The following is a 10,064-nucleotide window of genomic DNA, read 5'->3' as shown; positions in this document are numbered from 1 at the left end:
ATAGATGTCGTCATCATACCCGATAGATGTCGTCATCATACCCGATAGATGTCGTCATCATACCCGATAGATGTCGTCATCATACCCGATAGATGTCGTCATCATACACACACACACCTTGATATATATAGACTTCAAGGGTCTTAAAAGCATTTAAAAGCATTTAAAAGCATTTAAAAGCTTTTTGGTTGTGGATAAGCTTAAAAAACAAAGGACTATTTTTAATGGTTGATTTACGAAGCTAACTACTTAAATTTGCATAACACTGCTTTACTGTAAAAAGAGCTTTTCTCATCTTCAATGCAGTCGTCAGGATTAACTCTCGCATAATAGCCATCAGGTTTTTTAATAACGTTATGTGCTACTCGCGCCTTAGCAAGAGAATTATAGTTATCTTGTCGTTCACTGATTTCAGCTTTGCTAGGTATAAACAGCCACATTGCACCGAAGCTTAGAACAAAGATTACGAGAACCAAGGCTGAAAGCGTGATGATTAAATGACGGCCAAACTCTCGCTTAACGTTATCTAGCATCTGTTTGGAGGCTTCTATATTTAGTTCGGCTATCTTGCCTTTAGTATCGTCAAGGTTACTAGCGACACTAGTAACAGAGGTCTGTATCTTCCCTAAGTCTTTATTAAGCAGCTGGGTCTTTTTTAAGAACTCATCACTAGCATCCGTGATGTGCTTGGTAAAGCCTTCATCAATACGCTTGTGATAGTTAGTTTCATTGGCTTCAAATACTCTTGCTATCTCTTTGTTAATGGCTGCAACAAAGTCAGATTGGAGCAAGGTTTCTTTGTTTTGATATGTCTTTAGCAGTGAAGTCAGCTCTTTTGCCCAATCAGCAATATTTTGAGCTTGTTTATGATACGCATGGTTTAAGTTAGAGCTATCAATCAGCTGCTTATCTAGTTTTTTGGTGTATGTTTCAAGCGCAATCAGTAGGTCTTCTAATTGGATGGATAGGTCATTTTGTGACATGGGTTGTCCTAGTTGCTAATAATGATGTTATTTAGCCTCTGAGTGCTGCTGTAGGCGTTTTTAAGATGGTTTATGTATTATCGGTACCCTAACATCAAAAAGGCACTGTGGGACGTCTGAGAAGCTTCTGATAAAATAGTATGCGACAGTAAATGTCGTTTGATATTCCTTATAAGGGTTAAAAGCCAAGACTCATGCCTCGATTGCGGTTTATATCACGGCTATAACCGTTTATTTCAGCGGATATCGTTCTCATTTGGCGCTGTTGTTCGGGGCTAATGGCACTTTGTTGTCGATCTTTGATGTCGTCAAAGACGCGCTCTAAGGTTTTCGTGTGTGCTTGCTTTGTCGATAAATCGCTTATGGATTTGATGTCATTAAGAAGCTGCTTGCTTTGACTGGTGATGAGGCTGCCAATTTTATGCTGCTCAAGATCAACAAGCTGTTTTTGATGATCAGTGGTGCTCGGCTCACTACGGTAATGCTGCCATGCGCTCATTTGCTGATCGAGGTGAAGTAAGGTTTTGAGGCGTTGGCCAAAGTCGCTTTTTTGGTCGATGGTTTTTAGGATTCTATGCTGACTTGATAGTCCTTGATGCGAGATATGGTCGTGTTGTCTCTTAAAGTTGGCCTCTTCTACTGCTATTCGGGCGCGTTGCTGCTCAAGCTTTGCCTGACGCGCTTCTTCTTGCGCTAATAGGCGCTCATGCTCCTCTTGAGCGGCTATATCGCGTTGCCGCTGAGCAATACGCTGTTTTTCTAACTTCTCAGCGGCAGCGAGGGCAATCTGACGCTGAATACGTGCCTGTTTTACTCGTTCAACCACTGATTCAGCCTGTTCTAGCTCGTCATTGCTGTCTTGACTGGGTTTATACTTCGGTGTGGGGGCAGCTGGGACGACAAATAACTGACTTTCGCGCAGATCAGCAAGTTCGCGTGTCTGTACTAGACGGTTGCGCTCATTGATCATAAGATTAATCTCACCTCTGACTGTGGCCGGTGTTTTATCAATCTCGTAATGCTTGCCCTCTTCTTTGGCTTGCACTGCTTTTTTTAGCTCACTCTCATATTTATCACGCTCTAGCTTGGTTGCAACACTCCCCATCTTAATTTGTGGCTCAATGTCTTTACCTTGATCGTGATAGCTGCGCGAATCAATCAACTCATGATTATGCTCGATCAGTTTCTCATTAGCGATCTGCTCCCATAGTTGGCGAACATCTGTAATTTCATGGCTGACGCGCTCCATACCAAGCGAACGCCGCTTATTATCTGACAGCTCAATACTGGCTTTGTCAGTCAATATGATCTCATTGTTGTTGCCAATTGCTGCGGTACGCGTGGTAAACATGATATGAGCATGAAAGTTTCGGGGGTCTGCACCGCGATCAATCTCTCTCTGAGTTGGCTCATGAATGGCGCAATCGGCAATCGTGCCATAACGATCCGCAAGCGTCTGAGCGAACTGATGCGCCAGCTCTTTTCGGTCTTGCTCATTTAATTCATGCGGTAGATTAATCAGCCATTCACGCGCCACTCGCGCATCGACTCGCTTCTCGGCTGCCTCTGCTTTGTTCCATAAATCATTACGATCAATAGCAGCATTGGCAGCAGCCAATGCTGACGGCAAAATAATATCCGTGCTCATAACACCTGAGCGTTTGGAGTAATCATGGGTTTTACCATATCGCTTATCTTCAAGCTCAACACCAGCGCGATAGCTTGCAGAAGCAACAGCACTTTGTCCGCTACCTCGTGATATGGATTTGGTCGATGCGATAAAAATAGCCATTTCTATAAGCTCTAATTTTTGGTTTTTTAACATTCCGCTTTTTGCAATGTTGGGGGTGTGGGGGCTTGCCCCTGCCGATGTTTTGATTTTATAAATGTGCGACCGTAGGTAGTAAACATTTGTAAAGTCGAAAACTCGCACTTAGTCAGTGAGACTCAACCATCCGTCAATTAACTATATCATAGTAGATTGTTAGATACTGGCGAAGTTGCTATAGTTAGATGGATAAATAATTTGATAATTTAAGGATATGGTATGAGCTTACTTGGTGGTAATGATTTGAAGGAACAGCAAAAGATTAATGAGCTTGAGCTGAAAATAAATAGAGAAAAACAGAAGTTAGATAAGAAGCTGACACGACAAAAGATACTACTGGGTGCTTTCTTAATAGAGACTTTAGAAAAAAACGAAGTTGAAAAATTACGTGAATATGTTGCTAATAATTTAGATGATTTTTTAACCAGAGAAAGTGATAGAGAGTTAATGTCTGATGTTATAGAAAAGCTAAAAAAAATCAGCAATAAAAATAATGAAATTGACTATAACGGCGATAAACATACAGATGATGATACATTAGTTGCCAATATTGCAGATACTGGCCTCCCTGTTGATGAAGATAATATGTTTGTAGAAGATTAATGCTAGTTTTTTAATGAGATTATGAAGCTTTCATTGTAGACGAGCAGAGAATATCAATCATATCATTGAGTGAAAATTAACCACCTGACACAAGCTGCCATAACTCGTCACCTACTAACAGATCTTGGCGGTCATAAAAGTTGCCCCAACGCTTATAATTATTATCCGTTCTCGACTCAGGGTTATAAGTAATGGCGATGTAGGTTTGAATTTTATTAGGTGTCCTAAATTAGTTAACCACTACAATTTTTTACTTACAACACGCAACCTTTTTAACACACGTTAATTATAAATCTCGATTTTCAAGGTGCTAATATAATTGAGTAATACTTAACTTAGTTAACATAAACCACTGATTCTAATAACTTTCATCTTGTATTATCACAGATTATTGTTTATCGAGATTCTGCAAGCTTTACTTAATTGGAGAAATTATGCGTGCTTTAACCTACCACGGTGCTAAAGATGTGCGAGTGGACAATGTCCCAGAGCCTAAACTGCAAGAAAAAGATGATGTTATTTTACGTGTGACTGCAACTGCAATTTGTGGCTCAGATTTACACTTATATCGTGGCAAAATACCTGCAACCGAGGAAGGCGATATCTTCGGTCATGAGTTTATGGGTGTGGTTGAAGAAGTAGGCTCTGAAGTCACAGCTGTTAAAAAAGGCGACAGAGTTGTTATTCCTTTTGTTATTGCATGTGGTAACTGCTTTTTCTGTCAGCATGACCTAATGTCCGCTTGTGAGACTACAAATACAGGCCCAGGCGCTGCTATTAATAAAAAAATAATTCCGCCACCGGCTGCTTTATTTGGTTTTAGCCATTTATATGGTGGGATTCCTGGTGGACAAGCAGAATTTGTACGGGTTCCTAAAGGTAATTTTAATCCGTTCAAAGTAAATGGCTCACTGTCAGATGAGAAGGTTTTATTTTTATCAGATATTTTACCAACTGCTTGGCAGGCCGTGACTAATGCCAATATTACTAAAGGTTCAACCGTAGCTATTTATGGTGCGGGTCCTGTGGGGTTGTTATCAGCAGCTTGTGCCAAAATGTTAGGCGCTGAGCAGATCTTCATGGTAGATCATAATGACTACCGTTTGCAGTATGCTAAAGATACGTACGGGGCTATTCCGGTTAATTTCGATAAGGTAGATGCTGCTGAATTCATCATTGAACAGACCAAAGGACATCGCGGGGTTGACGGCGTTATTGATGCGATTGGCTTTGAAGCCAAAGGCAGTATGCTAGAAACAATAATGACCAATTTGAAAATTGAAGGGTCAAGTGGTGCAGCTTTACGTCAATGTATTGCAGCTGTGCGTCGTGGCGGGGTCGTTAGTGTTCCTGGTGTGTATGCAGGACCCATTCATGGTTTCTTATTTGGTGACGCTTTTGATAAAGGACTTACTTTCAAAATGGGCCAAACCCATGTACACAAGTATTTACCACAATTATTAGAGTATATTGAAAATGGTGATTTATCACCTGAAGCTATTATTACTCACCGTATGAATTTGTCTGACGCTGCTAAAGGTTATGAAATTTTCGAAAAGCGTGAAGAAGAATGTCGTAAAGTCATTTTAACTCCTTAATTTTTCAAATTTACCCTTAACATTTAAGAGTTAAGTCATAGCTGCTTTAACGAGATTATCTTAAATAATGATTATCGCTAAAGCAGCTAGTAAAAAATCTTTAACTTATTTTTCTCTGCACACGACAAAAAAATCATCCCCAACCGATTTTCATGGGTTTAGGGGTTAAAAAACTAGCTAACTGTCTTAGATGGTCTTAAAGCTTAGAAGTGTAAAGCACAATAAACTTTCTTATATTTATCAGGATCATCTTTATTAGCTACAAACCCTTTGCTAACCAACTTTACCGTTAAATGTTTCACCTTCATCATTAGTTATCATAACAATCAAGTTTTGATCCCCAAAACTTTGGAGTTCTTTAATCAGCTCTTTAATTGTCTTAGTTCTATCTTCCCATTGCACTATAATTTATTGTAAGTATACCTATGGCAAACCAGTCAGGCGCTTTCACTGGTTCGGTTCCCTAGTGAGGACTCGAACACGGTGCGTAAGTTATTGATTATTAAAATAATATTATATTATGGGAAAAACGTGTGGTTTACTAGTGAGAATTCTTAATGAAGTCTTGTAGTTAAATATCTTTAAATAACGGATTTTCTCTAAAAAAATTTATTGATTCTTCATGATTGTAGCTACCAGCTTGCCATAAAACTCGCATGAGGTGATTAAACCTATCAATGCAATAGTCAATGTCATCTTCGCTATATCTATATGTATCAAACTTCCATGTCCATGCAACTGTAGAGCTCCTATGAGCATAGACTAGATTATTTATACTATTTCCTAGGTAATAGATATTTCTTGCAAGATTTTTTTCTATCATATTCTTGTCATTCAGGTACTTACTTAACTTTATTAGTGAATATTCAAGATCCCAATATTTATCAACATCCCATGTGTCTTCACTCTCTAAATAATAATGAAAAGAGTCACTATTCCAAAACTTTCCTTCGCATTCATTTATTTCCATAAGCATAATTTCCTGTTTTCTGCATCGAGCTTACTATTATCAGCGCACCAATAGAATCAGTTATAGGAGAAGCTGTTTTTTAGAGTATTGCTAGTATACATATGGCGAACTAATCAGGTGCTTTCACTGGTTTGGTGCCCTATACAGGCATCGAGCTTTATGATTAAGATTTCCCAAGTTAGTGTCTACAGTATTGAGAGCATAGTCAGGTTAATAGGATGCCAAAGCAAGAAAGACTAGAGCTCGTAACCCGTGATTCTAAGTGTCTTTATAAGAATTATTTTGTAGAACTACTCTTCCATTAAATAGGTATAGATGGTAAGTTCAGCTTTTAGTAGCTCATAAGTTTAGTGCATTCTTAATCGAAAACACTAAACTTATGAGCTGTTCTTCTTTTTTCAATCACTTTCTAATTAAGTTGAGAGTGGCGTACTAACTACTATTGTTGTTTATATAAAAATATAAACTAAAAGCAAGATAGTGAGTCTTAACAAGGAATGTTATATGTCCAATCCCTCGGTATCTAAACGGGTTCTTACTGCCAGCCTCGTTGGCAGCGCCATCGAATGGTTTGATTTTTTTCTATATGGTACGGTAGCCGCTCTAGTCTTTAATCAGCTGTATTTCCCTACAGGAGATGAGAGCTTGAGTACAATGCTAGCTTTTGCCTCATTTGCATTATCGTTTTTTGTTCGACCTTTTGGCGGGATTGTTTTTAGCCATATCGGTGACAAAATTGGAAGAAAAAAAACCTTAGTAGCTACCTTGGCATTGATGGGTGGTGCAACAGTCTTGATGGGGTTATTACCCACTTACCAAGCGATCGGAATAGCTGCGCCAATTTTGATGGTGATGTTGCGTATAATTCAAGGCCTTGGTATAGGCGGCGAATGGGGAGGTTCAATGCTATTAGCAGTTGAATATGCACCGCCTGAAAAGCGTGGTTTTTTTGGTAGTGTGCCACAAATGGGGATCCCAATCGGTCTACTACTTGCGACATTGGCATTAACTGTGATGACTATGTTACCGGAAGAAGATTTTGTGGCATGGGGGTGGCGTGTGCCATTTATTGCAAGCGCATTTTTAGTAATTTTTGGTCTTTGGATCCGTAAAGGAATTGATGAAACGCCAGACTTTAAAAAGAACAAAGAAGAGGGGACGGTAGTAAAAGTTCCTTTATTCGAAACGTTTAAAACTCATAAAAAAGAAGTGCTAATCGCTGTAGGTGCCAAGTTTGCTGAGACTGCGCCGTTTTATATCATGTCTACCTTTGTTGTATATTACGCTACTACTCAATTATCATTGAGTACAACACAAGTACTTAATGCAGTTACCATAGCTATGGTAGTAACTATCTTTCTTATCCCATTCATGGGAGCTCTCTCAGACAAGATTGGACGCAAAAGAGTTTATATCGGTAGTACTGTTCTTATGATGTTATATGCCTTCCCTTACTTCTGGATATTAGAGCAGAACACATTCTTAAGTGTAGTGGTAGCCACTGTCATCGGGCTAGGTATTGTTTGGGCGCCTATTACTGCGGTTCTTGGTACTATGTTTTCTGAAATCTTCAAAAGCAATGTTCGATATACAGGCGTTACCTTAGGATATCAAATAGGAGCCGCTCTTGCTGGTGGTACAGCACCACTAATTGCTACCTATTTACTCACTCAATTTGATCAATCCTACCGATCAATTGCAATATACATGATCTTAACAGGAGTGGTTTCTCTTATAGCTATTAGTTTTGTAAGCACTTCTTCAAATAGAATGACTGGTAGTAGTGATAACTAGAAAGGATAACTTATGAAATTTTATGATAAACAACAAACCGCCGCTGCTTTACCATATGACGCCTTAATTAAAGCTATTGATCAGATGTTTAAACAAGAGTGTGTGGTACCGCGTCGTCATAATCATGCGATTGATAGCGATGATGCGGGCGCTACATTGCTCATTATGCCAGCTTGGCAAAAGAATCGTTACTTGGGTATTAAGCATGTAACTATCTATCCAGATAATGGAAAGAAGTTTGGTCTAGCTGGGCTTTTTTCAACTTATACACTATTTGATGCTAAGAATGGGATGCCTATTGCGGTGATCGATGGCAATACTATTACCTGTCAGCGTACAGCGGCAGCCTCTGCGCTAGCTGCAAAGTTTCTAGCTCGTAAAGAGTCCAAAAGCTTACTTATCGTGGGAGCTGGAAATGTAGCCCGTGAGCTTGCTTTTGCGTATGGGGAGTTATTTAGTCTAGAAACTATAAAAATTTGGAACACCACTTATAAGCGAGCCGTTAAACTAGCTGACGATTTACAATCCAAAGGGTTTCCAGCTATTGCAGTAGAAGATCTGCAGGAAGCAGTTGAAAATAGTGATATTGTTAGTAGCGCGACCTTATCAACAGGACCCTTAATAAAACGTGATTGGGTTAAACCTGGTACGCATGTGGATTTGATTGGTAGTTTTAAGCCTGACATGCGTGAATCTGATGATGCGATGTTTGCTGATACCTCTGTATTTGTAGACACTAGTGAGGCACTAGATAAAGCTGGTGATTTACTCTCACCTATCTCAGCAGGAGTGTTTCAACGTGATCAGGTTAAAGCTGATTTAGCGGCTTTATGCCAAGGTCAACACCAAGGTCGTACTAGTGCATGTGAAATAACAGTCTATAAAGCGGTAGGGACAGCGATGGAGGATTTGGCAGCAGCTATCTTAGTTTATGAAAGTACTATTTAATTTATTAAATAGTATTGTTGTAATTTTAAAAAGTAGGTATAAACCTACTTAAGCTATACCTCAGCGGAACCAGTCATTTCGCCCTTCAAACCTATTAATAGACCACTTAAAACAAACTGATATAAGGGAACCACCTATAACAGACTATTCTAGGTGGTCAGTTTTTGTCTTTACCTTGAGAAGTCATAGTCTGCTTCATTTCCGTCTAAATATTCGCGTATAGGGCGTTTCTTACTGAATTTGGAAGCGTCTTTTTTGATCTCACCAACTATAAAATCACTATACGCTGACCAGTTCTTACCAGCGTCGCCTTTGGCGAGACCGCTATACGTGCTTATAAACTCTTTATGCCGACTGATACGCCACAGTTGCTTGTCAGATAGTCCATCAATCGTGAACATATCTGCTGTATGAGCGTCACGGTTTAAGGTTCTTTCTTGTGGTTGCTTAGGTTTGCTCTTAGTAATTATTTTAAATTTAAAGCCTATGATCGTGCTTTTACTTTTTTCTTGTTCATAACTTATTTTCAAGTCTGTTTTGTCGTTAATCTCAGCAACAGCAGCATCTAATACGCGACGCTTAAAATCGCTCATACGCTTGTAGTCATCAACCCCTAACCCTAATTGACCTCTGAACGTTTCCAAATCAAATAATGGGGTTTTCTTCGCTTTACGCCATTGAATTAAAAGTTCATAAAGACGAACTGAATATACGCTATTGAGTGTTGCCGTTTGTCCTAGCAGATATTTGGTAAAAAATGTTTGTAAACCATCGATACGTGTTATCTCTTTGACCACTGCTGGTGTAAGAATAATTTCGATTGAGCCTTCACCTTTTATATATTCAACCTGACTTACCCAGCGCGTTTTAACTTGATTATCCCGCTCATTTATAAATGAGAACCTACGTTCAAAAAGTGTTGCTTCTGCTGATAAAAGCACATCGTAAGCTGTATCGACATCTACATCAAAGCACTCCGCATAACGCTTAGCTGATATGCGCAAAGGATCATCGGATGTCAGTCCTGTCTGAGTTTCCCTGCTATCAATAACGGCTAGCTGTATTAATCTAATTTCAACTAATGACAGATTTTGTATAGCTGTGTTCAATCGGTTGGATTTGACCACTAGATTATTCATACTGCTACCTTGACTGGATTCCATTCGTAAACCTCTCCTATAAACTTGACTAGATGACGACAATATACTTATATGTCGTCATCTAGTCAAGTTTATAGATGTCGTCATCATACCCGATAGATGTCGTCATCATACCCGATAGATGTCGTCATCATACCCGATAGATGTCGTCATCATACCCGATAGATGTCGTCATCATAC

Annotated in this window: 9 protein-coding genes; 4 read left to right on the top strand and 5 right to left on the bottom strand. The window is 39.3% G+C overall.

The window, feature by feature from the left end; genetic code table 11:
* Positions 1 to 245: 245 nt before the first annotated feature.
* Both BTV98_RS13035 and BTV98_RS13030 read right to left on the bottom strand, forming a co-directional pair.
* Positions 246 to 983 carry a hypothetical protein gene (locus BTV98_RS13035; RefSeq protein ID WP_075103748.1) on the bottom strand — a complete coding sequence of 246 codons (738 nt, stop codon included), beginning with the start codon at positions 981 to 983 and terminating at the stop codon, positions 246 to 248.
* A gap of 178 nt (positions 984 to 1,161) precedes the next feature.
* Complete coding sequence (locus BTV98_RS13030; RefSeq protein ID WP_178379387.1) at positions 1,162 to 2,775, bottom strand: MobA/MobL family protein; 1,614 nt, start codon at positions 2,773 to 2,775, stop codon at positions 1,162 to 1,164.
* Positions 2,776 to 3,030: 255 nt separating this feature from the next.
* Between BTV98_RS13030 and BTV98_RS13025 the strand changes: the two genes are divergently transcribed.
* On the top strand, positions 3,031 to 3,414 hold the full coding sequence (locus BTV98_RS13025; RefSeq protein WP_075103746.1) for a mobilization protein MobS: 384 nt from the start codon (positions 3,031 to 3,033) through the stop codon (positions 3,412 to 3,414).
* 76 nt (positions 3,415 to 3,490) lie between these two features.
* Here BTV98_RS13025 and BTV98_RS13875 read toward each other — a convergent pair whose 3' ends face one another.
* A complete protein-coding gene (locus BTV98_RS13875; RefSeq protein WP_083606213.1) occupies positions 3,491 to 3,625 on the bottom strand; it encodes a TdeIII family type II restriction endonuclease in 135 nt (44 codons plus the stop codon).
* A 223-nt stretch (positions 3,626 to 3,848) separates the two neighbouring features.
* Between BTV98_RS13875 and BTV98_RS13015 the strand changes: the two genes are divergently transcribed.
* The gene (locus BTV98_RS13015; RefSeq protein ID WP_075103745.1) at positions 3,849 to 5,012 is read left to right on the top strand and encodes a zinc-dependent alcohol dehydrogenase; all 1,164 of its coding nucleotides are present in this window, start codon (positions 3,849 to 3,851) and stop codon (positions 5,010 to 5,012) included.
* A 571-nt stretch (positions 5,013 to 5,583) separates the two neighbouring features.
* On the opposite strand, the gene BTV98_RS13005 is transcribed toward BTV98_RS13015, so the two are convergent.
* The gene (locus BTV98_RS13005) at positions 5,584 to 5,982 is read right to left on the bottom strand and encodes a hypothetical protein (RefSeq protein ID WP_075103744.1); all 399 of its coding nucleotides are present in this window, start codon (positions 5,980 to 5,982) and stop codon (positions 5,584 to 5,586) included.
* A gap of 504 nt (positions 5,983 to 6,486) precedes the next feature.
* Between BTV98_RS13005 and BTV98_RS13000 the strand changes: the two genes are divergently transcribed.
* On the top strand, positions 6,487 to 7,776 hold the full coding sequence (locus BTV98_RS13000) for an MFS transporter (protein WP_075103743.1): 1,290 nt from the start codon (positions 6,487 to 6,489) through the stop codon (positions 7,774 to 7,776).
* A 12-nt stretch (positions 7,777 to 7,788) separates the two neighbouring features.
* A complete protein-coding gene (locus BTV98_RS12995) occupies positions 7,789 to 8,724 on the top strand; it encodes an ornithine cyclodeaminase family protein (RefSeq protein ID WP_075103742.1) in 936 nt (311 codons plus the stop codon).
* A 170-nt stretch (positions 8,725 to 8,894) separates the two neighbouring features.
* Here the strand turns inward: BTV98_RS12995 and repM are convergent, their stop codons facing one another.
* A complete protein-coding gene (gene repM, locus BTV98_RS12990) occupies positions 8,895 to 9,887 on the bottom strand; it encodes a replication initiation protein RepM (RefSeq protein WP_143505764.1) in 993 nt (330 codons plus the stop codon).
* Between the last annotated feature and the right edge of the window lie 177 nt (positions 9,888 to 10,064).

The sequence above is a fragment of the Psychrobacter sp. Cmf 22.2 genome, from assembly GCF_001921745.1.
Taxonomy (GTDB): Bacteria; Pseudomonadota; Gammaproteobacteria; order Pseudomonadales; family Moraxellaceae; genus Psychrobacter.
The sequence above is the reverse complement of the archived record's forward strand: the minus strand, read 5'-3'. Positions and strand labels throughout refer to the sequence as shown.

Coding starts and splice junctions, on each gene's coding strand:
- BTV98_RS13035 (WP_075103748.1), bottom strand. CDS start 983: ATGTCACAAAATGACCTATCCATCCAATTAGAAGACCTACTGATTGCG.
- BTV98_RS13030 (WP_178379387.1), bottom strand. CDS start 2,775: ATGGCTATTTTTATCGCATCGACCAAATCCATATCACGAGGTAGCGGA.
- BTV98_RS13025 (WP_075103746.1), top strand. CDS start 3,031: ATGAGCTTACTTGGTGGTAATGATTTGAAGGAACAGCAAAAGATTAAT.
- BTV98_RS13015 (WP_075103745.1), top strand. CDS start 3,849: ATGCGTGCTTTAACCTACCACGGTGCTAAAGATGTGCGAGTGGACAAT.
- BTV98_RS13005 (WP_075103744.1), bottom strand. CDS start 5,982: ATGGAAATAAATGAATGCGAAGGAAAGTTTTGGAATAGTGACTCTTTT.
- BTV98_RS13000 (WP_075103743.1), top strand. CDS start 6,487: ATGTCCAATCCCTCGGTATCTAAACGGGTTCTTACTGCCAGCCTCGTT.
- BTV98_RS12995 (WP_075103742.1), top strand. CDS start 7,789: ATGAAATTTTATGATAAACAACAAACCGCCGCTGCTTTACCATATGAC.
- repM (WP_143505764.1), bottom strand. CDS start 9,887: ATGGAATCCAGTCAAGGTAGCAGTATGAATAATCTAGTGGTCAAATCC.